At 46.4% G+C, this 24,714-nt stretch carries 21 protein-coding genes and 1 riboswitch; of the genes, 17 read left to right on the forward strand and 4 right to left on the reverse strand.

All coding sequences use genetic code 11. From position 1 onward, the window contains the following. The first annotated feature begins 10 nt into the window (after nt 1-10). Nucleotides 11-400, forward strand: coding sequence for a flagellar export chaperone FliS (gene fliS / locus ASG93_RS12170; protein ID WP_056832233.1), 390 nt, complete (start codon nt 11-13; stop codon nt 398-400). Beyond that, a complete protein-coding gene (locus tag ASG93_RS12175) occupies nt 397-765 on the forward strand; it encodes a hypothetical protein (RefSeq protein ID WP_056832235.1) in 369 nt (122 codons plus the stop codon). Before fliS ends, ASG93_RS12175 begins: the two co-directional genes overlap by 4 nt. Before the next feature lie 144 nt (nt 766-909). Next, nucleotides 910-1,002: riboswitch (cyclic di-GMP riboswitch) on the forward strand. A gap of 686 nt (nt 1,003-1,688) precedes the next feature. On the opposite strand, the gene ASG93_RS35905 is transcribed toward ASG93_RS12175, so the two are convergent. Beyond that, complete coding sequence (locus ASG93_RS35905; RefSeq protein ID WP_063891861.1) at nt 1,689-2,507, reverse strand: hypothetical protein; 819 nt, start codon at nt 2,505-2,507, stop codon at nt 1,689-1,691. On the opposite strand from ASG93_RS35905, the gene ASG93_RS35910 reads away from it, so the two are divergent. Next, entirely contained in the window at nt 2,452-3,999 is a 1,548-nt protein-coding gene (locus ASG93_RS35910) for an IPT/TIG domain-containing protein (protein WP_200984479.1), read from the forward strand. The two genes, ASG93_RS35905 and ASG93_RS35910, sit on opposite strands and share 56 nt — an antisense overlap. Nucleotides 4,000-4,046: 47 nt before the next feature. On the opposite strand, the gene ASG93_RS12190 is transcribed toward ASG93_RS35910, so the two are convergent. Both ASG93_RS12190 and ASG93_RS12195 read right to left on the reverse strand, forming a co-directional pair. Beyond that, nucleotides 4,047-5,960 (reverse strand): glycosyltransferase, encoded by a 1,914-nt coding sequence (locus tag ASG93_RS12190; RefSeq protein ID WP_056832239.1) that lies wholly within the window; start codon nt 5,958-5,960, stop codon nt 4,047-4,049. 89 nt (nt 5,961-6,049) lie between these two features. Next, a complete protein-coding gene (locus ASG93_RS12195; RefSeq protein ID WP_056832241.1) occupies nt 6,050-7,075 on the reverse strand; it encodes a class I SAM-dependent methyltransferase in 1,026 nt (341 codons plus the stop codon). 407 nt (nt 7,076-7,482) lie between these two features. Between ASG93_RS12195 and ASG93_RS12200 the strand changes: the two genes are divergently transcribed. The 14 genes from ASG93_RS12200 (at nt 7,483) to argH (ending at nt 23,734) form a co-directional block, all read left to right on the forward strand. Continuing rightward, nucleotides 7,483-7,680 carry a cold shock domain-containing protein gene (locus tag ASG93_RS12200; protein ID WP_047682118.1) on the forward strand — a complete coding sequence of 66 codons (198 nt, stop codon included), beginning with the start codon at nt 7,483-7,485 and terminating at the stop codon, nt 7,678-7,680. A gap of 167 nt (nt 7,681-7,847) precedes the next feature. Then, nucleotides 7,848-8,396 carry a ribosome hibernation-promoting factor, HPF/YfiA family gene (gene hpf / locus ASG93_RS12205; protein WP_056832243.1) on the forward strand — a complete coding sequence of 183 codons (549 nt, stop codon included), beginning with the start codon at nt 7,848-7,850 and terminating at the stop codon, nt 8,394-8,396. A gap of 248 nt (nt 8,397-8,644) precedes the next feature. Continuing rightward, a complete protein-coding gene (secA, locus tag ASG93_RS12210) occupies nt 8,645-11,164 on the forward strand; it encodes a preprotein translocase subunit SecA (protein WP_056832245.1) in 2,520 nt (839 codons plus the stop codon). Between the two features lie 67 nt (nt 11,165-11,231). After that, a protein-coding gene (gene prfB, locus ASG93_RS12215) for a peptide chain release factor 2 (RefSeq protein WP_127527829.1) occupies nt 11,232-12,345 on the forward strand; the annotation gives its coding sequence in 2 pieces (ribosomal slippage) (nt 11,232-11,303 and nt 11,305-12,345; 1,113 coding nt in all). A gap of 184 nt (nt 12,346-12,529) precedes the next feature. Then, nucleotides 12,530-13,348 carry an adenosylmethionine decarboxylase gene (speD, locus tag ASG93_RS12220; protein ID WP_056832247.1) on the forward strand — a complete coding sequence of 273 codons (819 nt, stop codon included), beginning with the start codon at nt 12,530-12,532 and terminating at the stop codon, nt 13,346-13,348. Between the two features lie 32 nt (nt 13,349-13,380). Continuing rightward, nucleotides 13,381-14,250 carry a YitT family protein gene (locus tag ASG93_RS12225; protein WP_056832249.1) on the forward strand — a complete coding sequence of 290 codons (870 nt, stop codon included), beginning with the start codon at nt 13,381-13,383 and terminating at the stop codon, nt 14,248-14,250. Nucleotides 14,251-14,707: 457 nt separating this feature from the next. After that, nucleotides 14,708-15,757 (forward strand): N-acetyl-gamma-glutamyl-phosphate reductase, encoded by a 1,050-nt coding sequence (argC, locus tag ASG93_RS12230; protein ID WP_056832251.1) that lies wholly within the window; start codon nt 14,708-14,710, stop codon nt 15,755-15,757. Between the two features lie 24 nt (nt 15,758-15,781). After that, nucleotides 15,782-17,005: a bifunctional glutamate N-acetyltransferase/amino-acid acetyltransferase ArgJ gene (argJ, locus tag ASG93_RS12235; protein ID WP_235550827.1), complete on the forward strand. Its 1,224-nt coding sequence runs from the start codon at nt 15,782-15,784 to the stop codon at nt 17,003-17,005. Between the two features lie 67 nt (nt 17,006-17,072). Next, nucleotides 17,073-17,843, forward strand: a complete 771-nt coding sequence (gene argB, locus ASG93_RS12240) for an acetylglutamate kinase (protein ID WP_056832336.1) — start codon at nt 17,073-17,075, stop codon at nt 17,841-17,843. Nucleotides 17,844-18,182: 339 nt separating this feature from the next. Further along, nucleotides 18,183-18,458, forward strand: coding sequence for a hypothetical protein (locus tag ASG93_RS12245; RefSeq protein ID WP_056832254.1), 276 nt, complete (start codon nt 18,183-18,185; stop codon nt 18,456-18,458). Nucleotides 18,459-18,488: 30 nt separating this feature from the next. Next, nucleotides 18,489-19,685 carry an acetylornithine transaminase gene (locus ASG93_RS12250; protein ID WP_056832255.1) on the forward strand — a complete coding sequence of 399 codons (1,197 nt, stop codon included), beginning with the start codon at nt 18,489-18,491 and terminating at the stop codon, nt 19,683-19,685. 30 nt (nt 19,686-19,715) lie between these two features. Next, nucleotides 19,716-20,675 carry an ornithine carbamoyltransferase gene (gene argF, locus ASG93_RS12255; protein ID WP_056832257.1) on the forward strand — a complete coding sequence of 320 codons (960 nt, stop codon included), beginning with the start codon at nt 19,716-19,718 and terminating at the stop codon, nt 20,673-20,675. Between the two features lie 39 nt (nt 20,676-20,714). Further along, complete coding sequence (locus ASG93_RS12260) at nt 20,715-21,953, forward strand: argininosuccinate synthase (RefSeq protein ID WP_056832259.1); 1,239 nt, start codon at nt 20,715-20,717, stop codon at nt 21,951-21,953. A 365-nt stretch (nt 21,954-22,318) separates the two neighbouring features. Beyond that, nucleotides 22,319-23,734 (forward strand): argininosuccinate lyase, encoded by a 1,416-nt coding sequence (argH, locus tag ASG93_RS12265; RefSeq protein ID WP_056832261.1) that lies wholly within the window; start codon nt 22,319-22,321, stop codon nt 23,732-23,734. Between the two features lie 91 nt (nt 23,735-23,825). On the opposite strand, the gene ASG93_RS12270 is transcribed toward argH, so the two are convergent. Beyond that, a complete protein-coding gene (locus tag ASG93_RS12270) occupies nt 23,826-24,713 on the reverse strand; it encodes a DUF4097 family beta strand repeat-containing protein (RefSeq protein ID WP_056832264.1) in 888 nt (295 codons plus the stop codon). Nucleotide 24,714 lies beyond the last annotated feature (1 nt).

Genomic DNA, 24,714 nt, shown 5'->3' on the forward strand with positions numbered 1-24,714 from the left:
AGAAGAATCTATGCTTCACGCACAGAACCAGTATTTAAACACCCGTGTCCAGACATCCTCCCCAGGAGAGCTGACTTTGATGCTTTATAATGGTTGTATTCTCTTTATTAAACAGGGTATTACTTGTTTAGAGAAACAAGATTTTGCAGGAAAACATACCAATTTCTCGAAAGCTCAGAATATTATCGAAGAACTTCAATCCACTTTAAACATGGAATATGAAATCTCCCACGATTTAAACAGTTTATATGCGTTTCTTCAGAGTAAGTTGTTCGAAGCGAATGTTAAGCTTGATTCCGAATCTGCTCAGTATTGTGTCACGATGTTTACAGAATTGCGAGATACATGGAATGAGGCGTTGAAGAACTTGAAAAGTGGGGAGAAGGTGCAAAAGGTATGACACATTCGACTCCTGTAGAGCATCTATTAGAGAACCTAAGAGAAACAACGATTCAAATATCTCGATTAGATTTAGATGAAGAAGCAAATGAAAATTTGCTTCTTTCTTTACAGAATAATCAAGTTGAGTTGCGGCATCAAATCGAAGAAATATTATTGGAAGAGGGACGCTCTTTCAATGAACATGAAAAGCCATACATCAAAGAATGTTTTATGCTGGAACAAAATAATCTCGAGAAATTTAAAACGATCCAACAATCATTGGTTGGAAAACTTCAGCGTATAAACTCTGGTAAAGTTTCACGAGAGCTATATCAATATGAAGAAGAGCAGAGTGTTGGCTTTTTCATCGATAAAAATCGGTAATACAAATATAATGTCGAAAAAATGAGGAAAAACTTGTAAAAACCACTAGGAAAATACTTGCGAAATAAATAATAAGAAAATATACTAAACTAGTAAATAGGTATTAGTTCTAAAGGTATAGAAACTGGGAATATTTTGGCAAAACTAAATATTTGGCAAACCTATAGAAATGTAGGGACGCAAAGCCATGGGTCTTCAATAGGACTAAGAAACTATTAAGATTGCCAGGTTGCGAAGTGTTAGTAAACACAATAGCATCCTGCTGTTGTGTTTTCTTTTTTAATTAAACGAGAGGAGAAAAATAACATGATTAAATTTAAAAGATTACTAGGAGCTTTTTTAGTAGTATGTTTAGCATTAATGCCCCTCAACACGGTTTTAGCGAACGAGGTGCATGCAGGTGAAGCGAAGAACATTTTTGTTTATGCACTTTTTGCAGGAGATCCGAATCAAACATTCTCTTTAACAGGTTCAGGTAACAGTATCAATGGTAAAGCTCACATTAACGGGAATGTCGTGGTTGCCGGAAGCAAGAATAACATTGATGAATTGGAATATGGAAATTCGTTCAAGTCATCTGGTAACAACAATACATTTAACTCAAAAGTAAAATCTGCACCTATGGGGATGTTTCAGTTAAATGCCGATGAATACAAGCGAAAAGCAACGAAAGTGTATAGTGGTAAAACAAACTTTTCTGGAAACAGCACAAAAATAAATGGAGTAATTTTTGTGGATGGTGACGTTACAATCTCCGGAAGTCAGGTTAGTGGAATCGGAACTGTTTTTGCTACCGGAAGCATTAAAATCAGCGGGTCAGGTTTAAAGTATGCTTCAAGCGATGACTCCGTTGCTTTCTACTCGTTAAAAGATATTGAAGTCTCGGGAAGCAATAGTGAGTATAATGGAATTTTCTATGCACCTTACGGCTCAATGAAAATAACCGGAAGTAAAAGTACTTTCAATGGATCATTGGTAGCTAAAGAATTCCATATATCGGGTTCCAACTTAACTGTGAACTGTCCAAACCCGAAACCAACGCCGACGCCAGATCCGACACCAGCGCCAACACCGGCACCAACGCCAGATCCGACACCAGCGCCAACACCGGCACCAACGCCAGATCCGACACCAGCGCCAACACCGGCACCAACGCCAGATCCGACACCAGCGCCAACACCGGCACCAACGCCAGATCCGATACCAGCGCCAACACCGGCACCAACGCCAGATCCGACACCAGCACCAACACCGGCACCAACGCCAGATCCGACACCAGCGCCAACACCGGTACCAACGCCAGATCCGACACCARCGCCAACACCGGCTCCAACGCCAGATCCAACACCAGCGCCAACACCGGCACCAACGCCAGATCCGACACCAGCGCCAACACCGGCACCAACGCCAGATCCAACACCGGCACCAACGCCAGATCCGACACCGGCGCCAACGCCAGATCCGACACCAGCGCCAACGCCAGATCCGACACCAGCGCCAACACCAGATCCGACACCGGCACCAACGCCAGATCCGACACCGGCGCCAACGCCAGATCCGACACCAGCGCCAACACCAGATCCGACACCAGCGGCAACACCAGATCCGACACCAGCACCAACACCGGTGCCAACACCAGATCCGACACCAGCGCCAACACCGGCACCGGCACTAACGATAACTTCAGTGGCTCTTAATTCGGGAAATGTAACGGGTGGAGATATTGTATATGTATTCGGCACGGGATTTGTATCTACGTCGCAAGTATTGATCGGAGGTAAGAATGCTCCAATTGTGAGCTACATATCTTCCACTGAAATGTCAGTTCAGGTGCCTGCAGGCGATGCAATCGGCAGCGTCGATGTAACTGTCATAAACACAGATGGTCAACAAGTTACATTGAGCGGAGGATATACATATATTGCACCTCTGACAGCAGATCCGGAAATTACGTCAGTTACACCGAATACAGGTGTTATCACAGGCGGAAACCAGGTCTATGTCAACGGGAAAAATTTTAAAACTGGTATGACAATATTTGTAGGCGGAAAACAAGCGTCTACGACATATGTATCTACAACGAAATTTATGATCACTGTTCCAGCAGGTGATAATGTAGGTGCAGTAGATGTTGCAGTAGCGGATTTGAACAATAAATTCTTCACGCTGGCAACTGCTTATACCTATACCGCTGTTCAATATCCGATACCAACGATTACTTCGATTGTGCCTAATACTGGACTTGTTGCAGGTGGTGAAACCATCTATGTAAACGGCACGAATTTTGTAAATGGCATCTCACAAGTAACGATTGGCGGAAAACCTGCTTCTACAACCTATATGAGCAGAACAAGCTTGATGGTAATTGTTCCGGCTGGAGACGCACCTGGAAAAGTGGATGTGAAAGTGACTAATGTTACGAATGAAGTTGTTCTTACTCAAGGCTATGAGTATACGCTCCCGGCTATTAAACCAGTAACCGTAACAACTGTTTCTCCTAATCAAGGAAAAGTTATGGGCGGAGATATCGTATATATCTACGGTACGAATTTCATGTCCGGTGCAACTGTAACATTTGGCTCAAACATTGCTAGCAGTACTTATGTAAATGCTACGACAATTAAAGCTACAGTGCCAGCTGGAACTGTGGTTGGCAAGGTTGACGTAACGGTAACGAATCCGGATGGCGGTACCGGTACGCTACCGCAAGGCTACCTGTACACGGTAGTTACACCGACAATTACAAGCTTATCACCGAATCATGGCAACAAAGCGGGTGGAGATGTTATCTACGTTAACGGCACGAACTTTGAAAGTGGAGCGAACGTAACGATAAACGGTGTGAACGCGTCTGTAACTTTTATGAATAGTACAAGTTTGAAAGTTACAGTACCGAGCAGTCCGACAATAGGGGATGTACCGCTTGTTGTCACTTTATCGAACGGACAGTCAGCATCGGCAACCTTTACTTATGATAATGGACCAGTCCTTCCGGCGCCAAAAATCACAAGTATGTCGCCGACTACGAGTCCCGTAGGTTCTCTTGTTTATGTTAATGGTTTAAACTTTGCTAGTACTTCGAAGGTGTATTTTGGTGGAGTTCAAGCTACAGCTGTATATATGAACTCGAAGAGTTTAAAAGTTACTGTACCCAGCGGTTCCGGTGTGGTTAACGTTACCGTCGTTAACGCTGACGGACAAACAAGTAATGCACTCACATTTACAATTAATTAAATAACAGTAAAAAGGACTGCCCACGTGGACAGTCCTTTTTACTATTATTATAGAAATATGCATTGAGAAGTATTTGGAAATTGCTCTATGTAACTAGATTTAAACCTTCGATAAGCTTCAGGACTGGCGTGCTCTTTATAGAGCCCGATGATGTCAACGAAAGCTTCTTTTTTGAAAGATGCTTCTAGAAATGGGAGTGCTTCTTCCATATTTCCACAGTTAATATACCATACTCCGACATTCTTAAGCCCCTTTGCATGGAGCAAGTTGTTTTCAAGGAGAACACTGTACAGATCAAGTGCTTGTTCATGAAATCCACGAGTGTAAAACCAGTCAGCCATATTATTCAGGACTGTTTCACTTGCCATAATTTGCATAAGAGACAAATAGATCTCTGTATATCCGTAACGCCAAAGCAGTTGCAAAGTTTGAGTAAACCTATCCTCTTGGTTCGTTAGGACTTCGCTGTTCCAAGTTTTATTATTAATGGCTAACAAGGCTTCCTGCACGAGGGCGGTGCAAGCAGTGGTGTCTCCCGTGGCAGTATCAGCAATTGAGATTTCTTGATGAACAATAGCAGCGGCTATTGCAAGCGAATCATCTAACGAATTCGGCCGAAGAGAAGAAGTGGTCGATGTAGACAAATTGCGAAGCAGCAGATTTTGCTGAACAATATCGGCTTTATCAATCTGCAAGCCAAGCTCAAGCACATCAGAAGCATATTTGGTAACAAGTTCAATACTCCCGATTTTTAGTGCCATTTTATGTAATAACATTTTGTTCATAGGTTGGTGAAGAGGATAGAGTTGTTCAATAATGTCTGCTACTTGATCATATGGTTCAGATTGAAGAAGGGCCTCCATTAATAGCTGGAGAACAGCGTAATTCTTTGGTTGATGTTGCAGAGTTTTCACCCAGTGATGAATCGCGCCCGTAATATCGCCTTTTCTACGCTTTATCTCAGCAATGGACTGATGGGGGACAATTTTCCCATATGATGGCTTTATAATCCAATAAGGCGAACCCTTCTTTTCAGCTTCCACTGCAATTTGAATGCATTGATGAAATACATTCTCAGCGGCGTTCCAGAGCCCGAGAGCTTCCAATAGAATCCCTTCCATACATAGGAAATCTGTCCGGTCAGGTAGTAGTTTTATACCATTTCGAATATTTACATGTGCTTTCGAATAATTGCCCTTCTTCATTTCAAGTACGGCAAGTCTTTCGAGCAGATAAAAATACCACGTATCCGATGGGCTGCTTCGTTCCAAGGACCGCCGGTAAACATCCAGAGCCTCATCTTCGCGTCCGGCGCTTGTATACTCATTGCCGAGCACGAAGCAGAAGTAAGGGTTGTTCCGCTTTTCGCCCGCATTCATTTTCTCCAATATCGATAAATTTCGTTCCGATTTGTTTTTTTCCTGAACAACCTGTACTGTGTAGCCAGTGTGGAAAATCACGAACGGATAAGGTGTGAATAAAGGTGTACCGAAGTCGGATGTTAACTGCTCATGAATCGGTTCAATATATCGAATGGATTGAGCGTTGAGGAACAAGCGCGCTCCCGTCGATTCCGCTACATTCGATTCGTCATTTCCGCTGCCACCAAAATTCATAATGTTCAGCACAAATCCGCAAGGCCTATCGCTTTTATATTCCAGCAAAAATTTTCTAAGTTTATCATGATCTGCCGGTTGCACATATTCATCTGCATCAAGAATTAATATCCAACGCCCAGAAGCATGGCGGATTGACTCGTTTCGTGCAGCAGAGAAATCGTTCGTCCATGATAAATCATATACTTTGTCCGTATGGCGGGCTGCAATAGCTTTGGTTTGATCTGTTGACCCCGTATCGACGACAATAATCTCATCGACAAGGGTTTTGACGCTAAGAAGGCATCGTTCAAGTACTTTTTCTTCATTTTTAACGATCATGCAGAGAGAAAGAAGGGGTTTCATTGATTTCCTCCAAGGCGTTAAATAGTCAGGTATTTTAAAGCAAATATTAGTTCTAAATTCAACGTAATTAAGAATACTGAACTGTTTGTTTATTTTTTTATAGCGGTAACCTCCATAGACCCGTTATAGTGGCCTGAAACATTGTAATCCACTACCTCAAAGCCCAAAATATCCAACCATTTTTTGAGAGAACGGAAGGAAAAGTAATTTAAATGCTCAACAATTCTCCACATAGGGTCAGTATCTTTTTTTACCATGGAAAACGCACTTTCGAAATTGGGTGTAGAAATCCAAAGGGCACCTTTGTCATTAAGAAGTGAATGTGCTTTACGTAAAGCTTGAATAGGATCAAACATATGTTCTATGACATCACCCATAATCAAAACGTCAAATTTTTCCGCGGTTTCAAATTCAAGGAAATCTACCGTGTAGACTGGAATATCAAGCATATTGGTAGCAGCTTCTGCATAGGGAGGTCGTATATCTATTCCTGTAACATTAAACATGAATTCCTTTGCGACCGCTGATAATTCACCTGCACCTACACCAACCTCAAGTAAACGGTCTCCCGGAGCTATAAAAGTTAAATTCCTCATCATTTGACTGATGGTTGGGAAGAATGTTGTTTTTGGACTTAAATTGAAATCAAAAGCACTATTAGCGAGAAGTTCGCCAAGGTTTACAGGATAGTTAAATGCGAATAAGTGATGACATGAATCACAGCACATCCAGAGTCGGATTGGGTGAAAACCTGGGATGAAATCCATTGAAGTCGTAGTATTGTAAGTGGCGTATGGATGGCCTTTTTCTCCACACAGAGGGCAATTTTCAATATGATTTTCTTGTGGTTCCATGTAATTGTATGTGTAAGCAGGATGATCTTCTTTTAAAAGTATTTGACTTAGCCGAGGATTTTTTTCAAAAGCTGTTCGGAAGTATTGAAAGGAAGAGATAGGGTCACGAAGTCGGTTATATATCTCTCCTATCCGATAACAAGATATGGCAGAGAGTGGCTGATTGTTATCGATAATTTCAAGATATATTGTCAATGCTTGCTCATCCCTAATTCTTAGTAATCCTTCAGCCTCTTTAAACAAGGAAACCCAATCTGTCATAGTATTCTCCTTAAGTATGTTGTTTTCTCTTACGTATTATTGACATTTCAAATATTACAGGTGTTTATTTAATATCGGCATCCAAACTAGTCAACGTAATAGCTGAGTAATAATCCATTTAAGATATCGTTTAAAGATTCAATGGCCTAGTTATAGAACGCTGTGGATAATGTGCACAACTCTGTGCATAACTTTGTTAATAAGTTGTAAAAAGCCTGATACGACAATGTTCTACAAATTCTGCACTTATCCACGGCTTGTATATACCCGAATTTTCAAAATATTTCTTCAAATGGTAAGTTAGAAATTGACAGGCCAAGCGGACGGGTGATATAGTTAAAAAGTAAGGGCTTTCATTTTTAGTTTTATCATTTATTATTTTTTAAAACGAAAGGAATGTGTACGTTATGCAAGGTAAAGTAAAATGGTTTAACGCAGAAAAAGGGTATGGTTTCATTGAGCGTGAAGATGGCGGGGATGTATTCGTGCATTTCTCAGCGATTCAATCAGAAGGCTTCAAAACGTTAGATGAAGGTCAGGCTGTAGAGTTTGACATCGTAGAAGGCGCACGTGGACCGCAAGCCGCTAATGTAAGCAGAATATAAGTTTCCGGTACGTTTGTGCCGCTTGAATACATCTATGAACTAACTAGCACCCTGGGGCAATGACTCTGGGGTGTTTTTTTGCTTAAATTGTAAGATCGGAATTTAAAGGAATTATGAAGATGGGGGTGGAATGTAGTATAATGTAAGCAGGAAGGGAGATGTTGAACATGGAAATTAGCATTCGCGGAGAACACCTTGAAGTAACTGAAGCCCTCAGGGACTATGTCGACAAGAAATTGAACAGACTAGAGAGGTATTTTGAAGCTCCCCTTACATCAGATGTACAAGTAAAGCTTAGCGTAGTCAAAGGTTTGCAAGCTATTGAGGTAGGTATTCCCCTAACAGGCGTGCTGCTGAGAGCTGAAGAACGCAACAATGATATGTATGCGTCGATTGATTTGGTCGTAGACAAGTTGGAACGCCAGATACGCAAGCATAAGACGAGGACGAATCGAAAAATTCGCCAAGAGGGCGGCAAGCGTGATTTATTTAAGGTTGAAACATCGTCTGTTACTTATTTGGACGAAGAAGAAGACTTTGAACTGGTCCGCAACAAACGTTTTGATTTGAAGCCGATGGATGTGGAAGAAGCGATTCTACAAATGAACATGGTAGGCCATAATTTCTTCGTTTTTTCGAACATGGATACGGATCAAGTCAATGTAGTTTACAAACGTGATGACGGCAAGTATGGTCTGATTGAGCCGGCTGTTTAATAACAAAAGCGGAGCAACTCGAGACATCCCTATAACAAAAAATGAGCTTGATTCGATTCAATCGAATTAAGCTTTTTCTTATGCATGCAATCGAGACATCGATTCAATACTAAAGAAATAAGGAAAAACGTGATCTTTTCAGCCGCCTTGGACTGTGTATATCGATGTAGAAATGGTCATTTGTTGCGGCAAGACCGTCAAAAGTGGTACAATTTAAGGATACGAATGCAAGGGAAAGGGGTTCACCGATGCTAGGACTAGTGAAGAAAATTTTTGGTGATTCCAATGAACGGGAAATTAAACGGATGCTCAAGGCTGTTGATTATATCAACGACCTTGAAGCCAGTATTAAGCCGCTGTCCGATGAGGAATTGAAAGGCAAGACAATTGAGTTCAGAAACCGCCTGGCAAAAGGCGAAGAATTGGATGATTTGCTACCTGAAGCTTTTGCTGTTGTTAGAGAAGCGGGTTTACGTGTTTTAGGTAAACGTCATTACGATGTTCAGCTCATTGGTGGTATGGTGCTTCACGAAGGCCGTATTGCCGAGATGAGAACAGGGGAAGGGAAAACGCTCGTTGGAACATTACCTGTCTATTTGAATGCTTTGCTTGGCAGAGGCGTACACGTGGTTACGGTCAATGACTATTTGGCTCAACGTGATAGCGCCGAGATGGGTCAGATCTATGAATTCCTCGGTTTGACGGTTGGGGTTAATCTACATGATCTATCTCATGAGGAAAAGCAAGCGGCTTACGCTTGCGATATTACGTATGGTACGAATAACGAATACGGTTTCGACTACTTGCGTGATAACATGGTGCTTTATAAAGAGCAGATGGTTCAGCGTCCGCTTTATTTTGCGGTTATCGATGAAGTTGACTCCATTTTGGTCGATGAGGCGAGAACACCTTTGATTATTTCGGGACAAGCTGCTAAGTCGACAGACTTGTACTACGCGGCTGACCGTTTTGTGGCTAAGTTGAAAGAAGAAGAGGATTACACGATTGATATTAAAGTTCGTTCCGTAGCTCTTACTGAAGAAGGGGTAGCTAAAGCGGAGCGAGCATTCGGTATAGAGAACTTATTCGATCATCAGAATGTGAATATCAATCATCACGTGACTCAAGGGCTCAAGGCTCGTTTCATTATGAAGCGCGATGTGGATTATGTGGTACAAGAAGACGAAGTTATGATTGTTGATGAATTCACGGGCCGTATTATGACTGGCCGTCGTTATAGTGATGGGCTGCACCAAGCCATTGAGGCCAAAGAGCAGCTGCAAGTTCAGAATGAGAGCATGACGCTTGCGACAATTACATTCCAGAACTATTTCCGGATGTACCGCAAGCTAGCGGGTATGACAGGTACTGCGAAGACGGAAGAGGAAGAGCTCAAGAAAATTTACGGTCTTGAAGTTATCATTGTTCCGACGAACCGTCCGATGATTCGTAAGGATATGCCGGATGTTGTTTACAAGTCAGAGATGGGTAAATTCAGAGCCGTTGTTGAGCAAATCGTAGAGCGTCATAAGCTGAACCAACCGGTACTTGTTGGTACAGTGTCTATTGAGAACTCAGAGAAATTGTCGGAGATGCTCAAAAAGAAAGGCGTTCAGCACAAAGTACTGAATGCGAAGTATCATGCTGAAGAAGCTGAAATCGTAGCACGTGCAGGTCAACCAGGCTCTGTGACGATTGCAACGAACATGGCGGGCCGCGGTACGGACATTGTGCTCGGTGAAGGCGTACATGATGCAGGCGGACTGCATATCATAGGTACTGAACGTCATGAAAGCAGACGGATCGATAATCAGCTGCGTGGACGCGCAGGCCGTCAAGGTGACCCTGGTTCTTCACAGTTCTACCTCTCCCTTGAGGACGAATTGATGAAACGTTTCGGCGCTGACAATATCATGGCGATGATGGACCGCCTTGGGATGGAAGAAGATCAACCGATCGAAAGTAAATTGATCTCGCGTGCCGTTGAATCGGCCCAAAAACGCGTTGAGGGTAACAACTTCGACGTTCGTAAAGTCGTACTTCAATATGACGATGTGATGAATCAACAACGGGAAATTATATATAAACAGCGCCGTGAGCTGCTGGAATCCGAGAATATTCGTGAAGTTATCGAGGGCATGATCAACGCGGTTATCGAACGCATCGTGAAAGCACACTGTCCGGAGGAACAAATTCCGGAGGAGTGGGAGCTTCAGGAAGTGGCTAACTTCGTGAACAACAACTTCTTAACTGAAGAAGGCCAGATTACGGATCAAAATATTTGGGGCAAAGAACAAGAAGAGATTATTGACTACATCAAAGATCTCGTTAGCAAGCGTTATGATGAGCGTGAGGCGGAGATCGGTGAAGAATTCATGCGTGAATTCGAAAAGGTCGTTGCTCTTCGTGCGGTAGATAGCAAATGGATGGATCACATCGACGCGATGGATCAGCTGCGCCAAGGTATTCATCTTCGTGCTTACGGCGGAACGGATCCGCTGCGTGAGTATCAATTCGAAGGCTTCGAGATGTTCCAAGAAATGATCGACAATATCCGCGAAGAAGTCGCGATGTACATCATGAAGGCTCACGTACAAAGCAACCTGGAACGTCAAGCGGTAGCCGAAGGTCAAGCGGTGGATACGAAGAATGAAGCTGGCGGGAAGAAACCGCTCGTGCGCGGCGATGAGCAGCGTATTGGTCGCAACGACCCGTGCCCATGCGGCAGCGGGAAGAAATTCAAGCAGTGCCACGGACAAGGCAGCTAATCAATCTGAGAAGCGTACGCCCAAGTCCGGTTGGCAGGTCACAAGCAGAATAAATGAGGTGTACAACATGCTGGAACCAGAAGTAAAACAAGATTTAAGAGAGACAGCAAAGCGACTAACCGAATTACGGGGGTCTCTTTGACTTAGATCATAAGCTTGAAGCAATCGGGGATTTTGAGGAAAAAATGGGGGCGCCGGACTTCTGGGACGATAATGATCGTGCCCAGAAGACCATCGCGGATCTCAACGCCATCAAAAGTGTCGTCGATCAGTTCCAAGGCTTCTCGAACGAGTTCGACGACCTGCAGGTCATGGTCGAGCTCGAGGAAGAGGAGAGCGATGCCGGCCTAGCGAAAGACATTGAAGCAGGCATCGATGCTTTGAAGAAGAAGCTCGAATCCTTCGAGCTTGGCTTGCTTCTCAATCAGCCGTACGATCGGCTGAATGCGATCCTTGAGCTGCATCCCGGTGCCGGCGGCACCGAGTCGCAGGACTGGGCGGAGATGCTGCTGCGCATGTACCGCCGCTGGGCGGAGAAGCGGGGCTACAAAGTCGAGGTGCTCGACTATTTGCCCGGCGACGAAGCCGGCGTGAAGAGTGTCACGCTGCAGATCACGGGCTTCAACGCCTACGGCTATTTGAAGGCGGAGAAGGGCGTGCATCGGCTCGTCCGGATCTCGCCGTTCGACGCCTCCGGTCGTCGTCACACCTCGTTTGCGTCGTGTGACGTCATGCCGGAGATTGAGGACGACACGGATGTGGGCGAGATCCGCTCCGAGGATCTCAAGATCGACACATACCGCGCAAGCGGCGCCGGCGGTCAACACATCAACACCACGGATTCGGCTGTGCGGATTACGCACATACCGACGGGTGTCGTGGTGAGCTGTCAGCAAGAACGCTCGCAGATCAAGAACCGTGAGAAAGCGATGAAGATGCTTAGGTCTAAGCTCTACGAGCGGAAGATCGAAGAGCAGCTGAAGCATCTCGCTGAGATTCGCGGCGAGCAGTCTGACATTGCCTGGGGCAGCCAGATTCGTTCTTATGTGTTTCATCCCTATAGCATGGTCAAAGATCACAGGACTTCAGCGGAAACCGGGAATATTGGCGCAGTCATGGATGGAGATCTCAATATGTTCATCGATGCTTACCTGCGTCATCAGATTCGGAAGCCGGAGTAGAACGTGTGCACAGGAACTGTGTACTGGAAGAGCTTGGTGCACGGATCACTTAACGCAAAACGCATACATGGAGCTATAGACGTTTATCCTACATCTGAAAGGTGTAGGATTTTTTTAAGTTTAATGTCAATCAGGGATTGGGTAAGGAAATAGTAAGGATGGAACAACGAGGAGGAAGAAAATCATGACACTTACTACGGAGCAGCGCATTACGCTGCACGGTTTTAACAACCTTACGAAATCATTGAGCTTCAATATGTACGATATCTGCTATACCAGAACCAAAGAAGAGCGCGAAGCTTACATAGAATATATTGACGAACAGTACAATGCTGCCCGGCTAACCAAAATTCTCAAAGCGGTAGCAGATATTATCGGTGCCCATGTGCTCAATGTGGCCAAACAGGATTATGATCCGCAAGGGGCAAGCGTTACGATGTTAGTTTCTGAAGGTCCTGTGGAGGGCGCTCCTGAAGCTTCATTTGAGGAATCCCCGGGGCCCTTGCCGGAGACGGTGCTTATGCACCTGAACACCAGCCATATCACGGTTCATACCTACCCGGAATATCACCCGGATGAAGGGATCAGCACGTTTAGGGCGGACATTGATGTATCCACATGCGGGGAAATTTCGCCACTGAAGGCACTGAATTACTTAATCCATTCCTTCGATACGGACATTATGACGATGGACTATCGGGTTCGAGGCTTCACACGGGATATAAACGGGCATAAGCTGTTTATTGATCATGATATCAGTTCGATTCAGAACTACATTCCTGAGGAAATCAAAAACATGTACGACATGATCGATGTGAACGTGTATCAGGAGAATATTTTTCACACGAAATGTAAGCTGAAGAAATTTGATTTAAACAATTATTTGTTCGGTTATACGAAAGAAAAGCTGAGCGAAGCGGAGCAGAAGGACATTACAGAGAGTGTAAAGTGGGAAATGGACGAAATATTTTACGGTAAAAATATGAGTGCACCCCTGTTGTAGGAGTAGGCTTGGAACCGGGAGGAGGGCCGTTCGTGCCCAGAAAAGAACCGCGAATACGGATAGGAAGTCCAGCACATACCGTGTTTGAGTATACAATGATGTTGATCGGCTCGCTGATTATGGCGGCTAGTTTTAACTGCTTTTTGAACCCGAATCAAATTGCGACGGGCGGGGTTTCAGGTGTTTCTACGATTGTTCAGCATTTGACGGGTCTTAACCCGGCGTTGACGCAGTGGGCCCTGAACATCCCGATTTTCTTGTTAGCCCTATGGCTGCTAGGCGGACAGTACGGAGTTAAGGCGGCAGTTGGGTCGGTTATATTTCCACTGTGTGTACTCGTTACAAGCCATTTAGGGGTGCCCACGCAAAATCCCTTGCTTGCATCCGTCTATGGAGGCATTGGTGTTGGACTTGGACTCGGCATCGTCTTTCGAGGACGCGGTTCAACAGGCGGACTGGGGCTGGCTGCGCAAATTTTACATAAATACACAGGCTTAAGTTTAGGATTCTCGGTAGCGATTTTTGATGGTCTGGTCATTCTAAGCTCCGCACTTGTTTTCACGCCAGAGAATGCCCTGTACGGGTTAATTGGGTTATTTGTCACCACGAAAACGATCGATATCGTTCAACTCGGCTTCAACTATGCCAAGGTGGCCTTCATCATTTCTGATCATACAGAAGCTATACGCAAAGCGATTTTATATGATTTGGACCGTGGACTTACGGAGCTTAGCGGGTCTGGAGGATTTACAGGGGAATCGCGAACGGTCTTGATGGTCGTAGTGAAACAAAATGAAGTAAGTCGATTGAAAACACTAGTCCAGTCGGTGGATCCGCAGGCTTTTGTCATTTTGAGTGAAACAAATGAGGTACTAGGGGAAGGTTTCAAACGACATGCATAACGTGAGGCTATAAAAATAGATTGGCGCACTTGGGTGCGTCTTTTTGTGCATAACTTTTTAAAGGAAAGTACCACTTGTGGATAAAGTGTGTATAATCTGTGGATAACAACACCATTTACCCACACTTCTTAAATAATTCGAAATAATCGCATACAAGATTTGCCTGTATGGCTTATAATTTGGGATAATTGATTTGTCATATAAAAAGGTATCGATAAGAAAGAAATGTTTTTATGCACAGGTTACGTTTAATTGATGCATATTGTGTATACTTCTTGTCGAAAGACAGGAATCGAAAGAATGAAAGACCCGTCGTTTTTAATGTAAAAAATCCTTGAAATTCCTTACTTAGGCGCAATAAAATTGTCAAAAATAGTACAAAAAAATTCATTGAATTATTATGTATGCGACTGTATAATAATACATATATTTTCGGAATATCGGGAGGGAAATTCGAATGAGTCATGGAGTTAGGGCAGCTATTATTGGAGCCACGGGTTATGGTGGTGCGGAGTTGATTCGTCTTTTGCAGGCGCATCCGTTGGTGCAGATTACTTCGGTCATTTCGACCTCTAATGCAGGAGCGCCGCTTGCGGAGCATTTTCCACACTTGCAGGAAGTGGTTGTGGATATTCTAGATGTGCTTGATGTTGACTTGATTGCGGGCAAAGCGGACGTTGTGTTCTTGGCGACACCAGCTGGTGTGAGTGCAGAACTTTCACCAAAGCTTCTGGCAGCTGGCCTGAAGGTCATTGATATTTCTGGAGATTTAAGATTGAAATCTAGTGCTGACTATGAGAAATGGTATAAAAAGACTGCAGCTTCCGAGGAAACATTGGCGCAATCGATTTATGGCTTGTCTGAGGTATTCGGGGATGAAGTGAAGGGCAGTGAATTAATCGCTAACCCAGGCTGCTATCCGACAGCGACGCTGCTTGGTCTGATTCCTGCCGTTAAAGCGGGTTGGATCGATCCGTCGACGATTATTATTGATGCTAAATCCGGTGTTTCCGGAGCGGGTCGTGGCGTTAGTCTAGGCTTTCACTATGCGGAAGCGAACGAGAATTTAACAGCCTATAAAGTGAATAAACATCAGCATATTCCGGAAATCGAGCAGGCGCTCAGCCGTGTTGCAGGTAAGCCGGTTGTAACGACGTTCACGACACATCTTGTGCCTATGACGCGTGGAATTATGTCTACAATGTACGCAACGATACAAGGTGAGCACACTGCTGAAGAATTCATCGAATTGTACCGCCAGTATTATGAAGGCCGGAGATTTGTGCGGATTCGTCAAAATGGTAAGCTCCCTTCAACGAAGGAAGTATACGGCTCTAACTACTGCGACATCGGCTTTGCGGTGGATGAGCGAACGGGGCGTGTGACCATCGTTTCCGTCATCGACAATGTGGTTAAAGGCGCTGCAGGTCAGGCCATTCAGAATTTGAATTTGATGCAAGGCTGGGACGAAACGACAGGGCTGTTGTTCGCACCGGTGTATCCATAAACAAACAGACGAGGACGGATGAAGATGTCAGGCCAAAAGTTTACCGTTGTGCCGGAAGGTACCGTAACAACGCCGAAAGGCTTTCGTGCAGGGGGGCTGCACTGTGGATTGAAGAAGACGGAGCGCTATGATCTAGGCGCAATCGTCTGTGATGTTCCAGCTGCAGCGGCTGGCGTATACACACTGAACGCGTTCCAAGCGGCACCGCTGCGCGTGACGCAGGAGAGCATCGCCCAAGGCGGCAAGCTGCAGGCGATGATCGTCAACAGCGGCAACGCGAATGCGTGCACCGGCCAGCAGGGCGAGGACGACGCGTACGCGATGCGTGCTGCAAGTGCGAAGGCGCTAGGCGTGGCGGAGCACCACGTCGGCGTGACGAGCACGGGCGTCATCGGCGAGCTTCTGCCGATGGGGAAAGTGCTAAGCGGCATCGAGCAGCTGCCGCTTAAAGTGAAGGCAGACGGCGGCGAAGACTTCTGCCAAGCGATCCTGACAACGGATCTCGTACAGAAGATGACGTGTGTCCGTGTTATGGTTGGCGGCAAGGAGGTTCACATTGCCGGGGCGGCGAAGGGTTCGGGGATGATTCACCCGAACATGGCGACGATGCTCGGTTTCATGACAACCGACGCGCCGATTGAGAGCGAATACCTGCAGCAGCTGCTAAGCAGGATTACAGATTCTACGTTCAACATGATCACTGTTGACGGGGATACGAGCACCAACGACATGGTCGTGGCGATGGCAAGCGGGCTGGCCGGCGGCGAAGCTTTGAATCCGGAGCATCCGGATTGGGAAGCGTTCGCGGCAGGGTTCCAGTACGTTGGCGAGTACCTCGCCAAGGCGATTGCGCGCGACGGCGAGGGCGCAACGAAGCTGATCGAGACGACGGTGATCGGCGCGGAGAGCATTGAAGCGGCACGCAAGATCGTGAAGTCGATCATTGGCTCTAGCTTGGTCAAATCCGCTGTTTATGGCGCAGACGCGAACTGGGGTCGGATTATTGCGGCTGTCGGTTACTCAGGACAGCCGGTGAATGTGAACACCGTCGATATTCGCCTAGGCGATATTGCAGTGTTAGAGCAGTCGCGTCCGGTGAAGTTCGACGAGGAAGCGGCGCTTGCCTATTTGAAAACAGACACGATTCAAATTCATGTGAATTTACATATGGGCGCTGGCAAGGCTACAGGCTGGGGCTGCGACTTAACATATGATTATGTGCGGATCAATGCGGCTTATCGGACTTAGGTTTGTTAAAGCTAGCACATGAGGAAGCAAAGGGGACCGAAAGCTTGTGAAGAACAATTGCTTTGTGATGAAATGCGGCGGCAGCACGCTGGCTGCGTTGCCGATTAGTTTCTTTGAAGATATGCGTCAGCTTCAGGATGAGGGTATAGTAACTGTTATCGTTCACGGCGGCGGTCCTGCCATTTCGGAAACGCTTGGGAAGCTAGGGATAGAGTCCGGCTTCGTGAATGGCCTACGGGTGACGAATGAAGCGGTGCTCGACGTTGTGGAGATGGTGCTTTCCGGCCAGATTAACAAAGAGATCGTACGCCGAATTCAGTTAACAGGCGCAATGGCGCTTGGATTGTCCGGGGTGGATGGACATTTGATTGAAGCGAAGCCAGTTGCGAATAGTCACGAGGTTGGCCTTGTTGGTGATGTCACGAAAGTGAACGCTGAGCTGATTCAAGGTATCGTAAGCATGGGTTACATTCCGGTGATCGCACCGGTTGGACTTGGCGAGGGTGGCGGCCAGCGTTACAACATTAATGCCGATACAGCAGCAGGAGCTGTTGCTTCTCACCTTGGTGTGGAGCAGATGGTTGTGGTGACGGACGTTCCCGGCATTATGAAAACGGTGGATAGCGAGAAGCGGGTGCTTCCCGTTGTCAGCGTGGCAGAGATTGAAGACATGATCGCGAGCGGTGATATCTACGGGGGCATGATTCCGAAGGTTCGAGCAGCGATTGCTTGTATCCAAGGCAGGGTCCAAGAAGTTGTCATCGTGAACGGCTCTGAGCCGAATGTGCTGAGCAAAGTGCTGAAGGGTACGGGTATTGGCACGAGGATTGTGCGCTAAAAAGCACACTTAGTAACCGAATGGATTGATCTTTCAGGAATACTTCCACTAAGTTGAGTTGTAGGTAACAATGTTTTTTCATTGTATCGACAACCGATACGGACTTGAAAATATGTGCGTTAACGATGGTTTTCATCCTAATGGTGCAGGGCTCCAGAGCGAGTTTAACGATATTTTTCATCCTTAAATAGGGCTGTAAGGTAGGATAACCTGTAAATTGACTCACTTAACGATGATTTTCATCGTTATAATCAAGTTTCAACGTCTGACTGGCTCCATAGCGATGAAAAACATCGTTACCACTCAATAATCAAAGGTTTTTGAACGGAGGTATCTGTGATGCAGCGGATTAGGTTTATGTATAAACAATTCCTAAGAGAGCCTCTATGGTTTAAAATACTTATTTCGATAACCTTGCTAATTGCACTCATTTTTAGCAATTCTTACTTCTCGAATGATCCGGCTTACCAAGGCTTCTCCAAATTAGCGGCAGCCGTCTTTTTCATCGCATACGGGATGAAAATGCGAAGAAATCCAACAACGGCTATCATTTTATTTGCAGCTGCAGCCATATGTCTATATTTAGCTTGGCACAAGTTCGAATTCATGGGTTGAACCAAAAAAACTTTTAAGGAGGGAATGTACATGACTGAAACGGGAAAAAGCTCGTTATTTCCAACCTATGCAAGATATCCAATCACACTAGTAAAGGGTGAGGGCAGCCGTCTGTGGGATGATACTGGCAAGGAATATATCGACTTGATGAGCGGGATCGCGGTGACGAACCTCGGGCACGCGCCACAAGCGGTGAAGGAGAAGTTGATTGATCAGCTCGATCAATTATGGCATGTGAGCAATCTTTTCCATATTCCGAATCAGGAGAAGCTAGCTGCTTTACTTACAGATAATAGCTGTGCAGACGCGGTATTCTTCTGTTCCACTGGTGCGGAAGCGAATGAGGCTGCAATTAAGCTGGCACGTCGCTATAACCAGAAGGTTTTGAACAATGGTCGGTACGAGATTATCACGTTCAACATGTCGTTCCACGGACGCACGCTAGCGACATTGACCGCTACAGGTCAAGATAAAGTGAAGGAAGGCTTCCATCCGCTTCCTGGCGGCTTCGTTTATGCGCCTTATAACGATATCGAGGCTGTTCGCAGTCTTGTAAATGAGCATACATGTGCCATTATGCTGGAGATGGTGCAAGGGGAAGGCGGCGTACTGCCGGCTGATCCGGAGTTCGTGAAACAAATTGCAGAGCTGTGCAAGCAAGAGAATCTGCTTCTGATCGTGGATGAAATCCAGACGGGCGTGGGACGTACGGGTAAGCTTTTTGCCTATGAGCATTATGGGGTGGAGCCGGATATTTTCACGTTGGCCAAAGGCCTTGGTGGAGGGTTTCCGATCGGTGCTATGTTAGGTAAAGCGTTCTTGGCTGAAGGATTCAGCGCTGGAAGCCACGGTTCAACCTTTGGTGGAACGCCGATAGCTACGGCTGCAGGTTATGCGGCTGTGGACACGATTATCACGAATCAACTGCCAGAGCGCGCTGCAGAATTAGGCGAATACACAGTGAAGAAGCTGGAGAGCAAGCTTGCAGGCAATCCGCTTATCAGCAATATTCGCGGCATTGGTCTTCTCATCGGGATCGAATGCACACAGCCGGCAGGTGAAATTATTAGCGAAATTCATAAGCAAGGTGTACTCGTGATTCCGGCAGGGCCGAACGTTATTCGTCTGGTACCCGCTTTGACTATACCGCAAGAAGATTTAGATCAAGCCCTAGATGTGGTGTGCAGTGTCCTCTCTCAGAAGGCATCAACCATCAGCGGCGTCTAGTAAAAGTTCCGTTTAGAGAGGTTGGATGACATGAATATGGCTGTACAGGAAGAACTGGCTGCCCAGTTGAAGGGCAAGGATTTTCTTGCTTTAGTTGATTATACATCAGAAGAAATTGAATATTTGATTCACTATGCAATTGAGCTTAAACGTAAGCAGAAAGCTAGAGAGCCGCATGCTGTGCTCGCTGGTAAAACGCTTGGAATGATTTTTGAGAAATCCTCGACGCGTACGCGAGTTTCCTTTGAAGTGGGGATGTACCAACTTGGGGGTCAGGCTCTATTCCTTAGCAAAAATGATCTTCAGCTAGGACGCGGTGAAACCGTTTGGGATACTGCGCAAACACTGTCCCGTTACCTCGATGGCATCATGATTCGTACGTACGAACACCGCAAAGTGATTGACCTTGCACGTGGATCAACGGTGCCGGTCATTAATGGATTGACGGATTATGCCCACCCTTGTCAGGTTATGGCTGATTATCAGACGGTTTTGGAGAAAAAAGGCCGTTTGAAAGGTCTCAAAGTCGCCTACATCGGAGATGGCAACAATATGGTGCACTCCCTCATGATGGGTGCAAGCAAATTGGGAATGAATTTCGCGATTGCCTCGCCGGAAGGCTACGATCCTGATAAGGAAGTCATTCAGATTTCTAAGGAGAATGCAGCGCAAACCGGAGGCAGTATTCTCCTTACTCGCGATCCACGCGAAGCGATTGAAAATGCGGACGTCGTCTACACAGACGTTTGGGCAAGCATGGGCTTTGAGGCGGAGCAGCAGGAGCGGGAGATTGCTTTCAAGAACTTCCAAATCAACGAGGCGCTTGTGAAGCATGCCAAATCGGATTACTTGTTCATGCATTGCTTGCCTGCACATCGCGGGGAAGAAGTGAGCGAGGGCGTTATTGACGGCCCGAATTCCATTATTTTTGATCAAGCAGAGAATCGTCTTCATGCGCAAAAGGCCATTATGGCCGCGACAATGATATAATAATTCGCAGCAGACATAGAAACGGAGAGATTAGTAGACATGGCTAAGGAAAAAATCGTTCTCGCCTATTCCGGCGGATTGGATACATCGGTTATCCTCAAATGGTTAAAAGAGACTTACGATGCGGAAATTATTGCTTTCACAGCGGATATCGGGCAAAAGGATGAGCTGGACGGTCTGGAGGAAAAAGCGCTCCAAACCGGCGCATCCAAGATCTACATCGACGACCTGCGCGAAGAGTTCGCGAAGGATTTCATCAACCCGATGTTCCAAGCGGGTGCTCTATATGAAGGGCAATACCTGCTCGGCACTTCGATTGCTCGTCCGTTGATCGCGAAGCGCATGGTCGAAATCGCTCGCGCTGAAGGCGCAACAGCGATTGCGCACGGCGCAACCGGCAAAGGAAACGACCAAGTGCGTTTCGAGCTGACAGCAGCGGCGTTGGCGCCTGAGCTGTCCGTGATCGCGCCTTGGCGTCTAGAGCAATTCCGCGAGGAGTTCCCAGGTCGCGCAGAGATGATCGCATATGCCGAGAAACACGGCATTCCGGTTACGGCATCTGCGGCGAAGCCGTATTCGACGGATCGCAACTTGCTGCACATCTCTTTCGAGAGCGGCATGTTGGAAGATCCTTGGTTCGATGCTGCATCCGACGAGAACAAAGGCATGTACGTATTGAGCGTAGCTCCAGAAGATGCACCGGATCAAGCGGAGTACATCGAGCTTGAGTTCGACAAAGGTGACTGCGTAGCCATCAATGGCCAGAAGTTGTCCCCACTTCAAGTTATGGAAACCTTGAACGAAATCGGCGGCAAGCACGGTATTGGCCGTGTGGACATGGTCGAGAACCGTTTCGTCGGCATGAAGAGCCGCGGCGTGTACGAGACTCCGGGCGGTACGATCCTTTTCACGGCTCACCGCAAAATGGAATCCCTCACGATGGACCGCGATGTTATGCACCTTCGTGATTCCCTTATTACGAAATATGCGACATTAGTTTACAACGGCTTCTGGTTCGCACCTGAGCGTTTGGCGATTCAAGCACTTGTGGGAGAGAGCCAAAAGAACGTAACAGGTACTGTACGCTTGAAATTGTACAAAGGCAACGTAATGGGCGCTGGTGTGAAAAGCCCAGTATCCTTGTACAATCCGGATATCGCTACAATGGAAGCAGATCCGACGAAAGCATACGACCAAGGCGATGCAACAGGATTCATTCGCTTGAACGCGCTTCGTCTGAAAGTATCTTCCGGCGTAGAACAAAACGCTAGGAAGTAATTGTCTGGGCGGAGCACCGGTTGGCACCGAAAGTCCAGAATGGTGAAGTGAATAGCAGCCTCATAGGGGCTGCTATTTCAACGGAAAGCGGTTGTTTTAGTCAAATAAGAGTCTTTAGGGACTGTTAGTGACGGCTACATGCATGGGAATCGCTCGGATTAGGTGAAATAAGAGTCTCTAGGGACTGCTAATTGATCAAAAAGTGGCTGTTTTTTGGCATAAGAGTCTTTAGGGACTCTTATTGACGGCTAAGTGAAGTCGAAGTTATGCGAAGTTTATATAGGATGCAAATTTATCCAGAAGAGAGACTTTGAGCTCCGCTCAAAGATCCCTATATGATGTGTGAACGAGAGGAGCCATGCACGGTGTCTAAGCTTTGGGGTGGGCGATTTACGAAGAAAACCGACCAACTGGTCGAAGAATATACCGCATCGATTACATTTGATAAAGAGTTAGCTGAGGAGGATATCGAAGGCAGCTTGGCGCATGTGACCATGCTGGGCAAGTGCGGCATTCTGCCTGCGGATGATGTCGAGAAAATTAAGGATGGCTTGTTGGCTGTGCAAGGTATGATCCGCCGCGGCGAGCTGGAGTACACGATCCAGAATGAAGATATTCATATGAATATCGAGAAAACCTTGATCGACTTGATCGGTCCTGTCGGCGGCAAGCTTCATACGGGCCGCAGCCGTAACGACCAAGTGGCGACGGACATGCATCTCTACCTGCGCAAGCGGGTGGTTGAGTTCGTAGGTCTGCTGATTAAGCTGCAGGAGGCTTTGCTTGAAAAAGCGAAGGATAATCTGGATACGATTATCCCGGGGTATACGCATCTGCAGCGTGCGCAGCCGATTCTGTTCGCGCATCATATGATGGCCTACGTCAGCATGTTCCAGCGTGACCTTGAGCGCTTGCAGGACAGCTACAAGCGCGTAGACATGCTGCCGCTTGGCGCTGGCGCGCTCGCCGGCACGACCTTCCCGATCGACCGCCATTTCGTGGCGGAGCAGCTCGGGTTCGGACGCGTGTACGAGAACTCCCTGGATGCGGTCAGCGACCGCGATTTCATCCTGGAGTTCCTCTCTAACGCGTCCATGATCATGATGCACCTTTCTCGCTTCAGCGAGGAAATGGTGCTCTGGTCCTCGACCGAGTTCGCGTTCATCGAACTCGATGATGCTTTCTGCACCGGCAGCTCGATCATGCCGCAGAAGAAGAACCCGGACGTGGCTGAGCTCGTCCGCGGCAAAACAGGCCGCGTCTATGGCAACTTGTTCGGTCTGATGACCGTGCTCAAGTCGCTGCCGCTGGCTTACAACAAGGACATGCAGGAAGACAAAGAAGGCATGTTTGATACGGTTCGTACCCTGCAGGGCGCGCTTCAATTATTCGCTCCGATGGTCGCTACGATGAAAGTAAACACGGATCGTATGAGACAAGCTGTGAACCAAGATTTCTCGAACGCAACGGATATCGCTGATTACCTTGTGAACAAAGGATTGCCTTTCCGTCAAGCACACGAAGTGATTGGCAAAACAGTCTTGTATTGCATCCAAAACAAAAAATACCTGCTCGATATGAGTATCGAGGAGTTCAATACCTTCTCCAGCCTCTTCGAGTCCGATATTTATCAGGTTCTACAGCCTGAGCAAGTGGTTAACGCGCGTAATGTTTACGGCGGAACAGCCAGCAACCAAGTGACAGAGGCTATCGCTCGCGCCGAGCAAGTGCTGGCACAGTCGACCGAGTGGTTGCAAGTTTATTTAGAGAAAAGCAAGTAAACGAATAAACAAAAAGCCTTCAAGCCACCGAATCCGATGGTCTTGAAGGTTTTTTGTTATCGTCCCTGAAGGATGACGGAGTCGTTTATCCTTATCTGCCGTTAACGGAGATATACCCCGTATCTGTTCGTACATTTACTTTTTTGCTGCCATCGCCGATGGAGCCTTTTGCCGAATGATGATCAGACTTTTGTACAATCAAACCAGGAACTTCTATATGGACACTGCCTACGTCGGAAAGGAGATCGAAGCTTGCGCCTTTTGGAGTAGGATCGAGCTGAAGACGAATCGAGCCTGTGTCGGATTGAAGCGATACGGAATCTACGATATCATGCAGCTTAGCTGTAATGCTGCCTGTATCTGTTTTCATCTTGACATCACCTTGCCCATCCTCTACGTTGATACGCCCCGTATCTGTTTGAAGATTTAGCTGCTTCCCTTCGTAACGATCAATGGAAATGCCGCCAGTGTCGGTGGTGACAGTAAGTTTGTCGGCTTTTACTTCTTTGAAGTTGATGCCCCCAGTATCCGAGGAAACCGTGATAGCTTTGTACATTTTTTCAGGAAGTGTGACTTCTGTTCGTAGTCGGAAACCTTTGTTATTGATCAGGGCTTTCAAATCTGTCAAATTGAAACCGAAATTAATTTGTGGTTTCTTCTGCGTACATACGTCTACTCGCCATACATTGCTACCTTCTGTCGCCGCCTCAATGGTGCAGCTTTTAGCCGTAAGCTCTCCAACTGTTCCAACGAGATTCACTTTAATTTCATCGGAATTACTTGGGATAAACGTTACCCCGGAGATGTCATTTTGAATGATTAATGTATCAATATTGGCTGCTGGAATTTTCTTTTCGATATCAATATTCGTGATACCTGCATTCATATCCAAATCTTTGAAAGTAACAGCTGCTCCAATAAGGCCGACCCCAAGGCAGGCAAAGCCGAGCAGTAAGAAAAATTTGACTCCACGTTTCATG

This window comes from Paenibacillus sp. Soil787 (assembly GCF_001429545.1).
GTDB lineage: Bacteria > Bacillota > Bacilli > Paenibacillales > NBRC-103111 > Paenibacillus_E.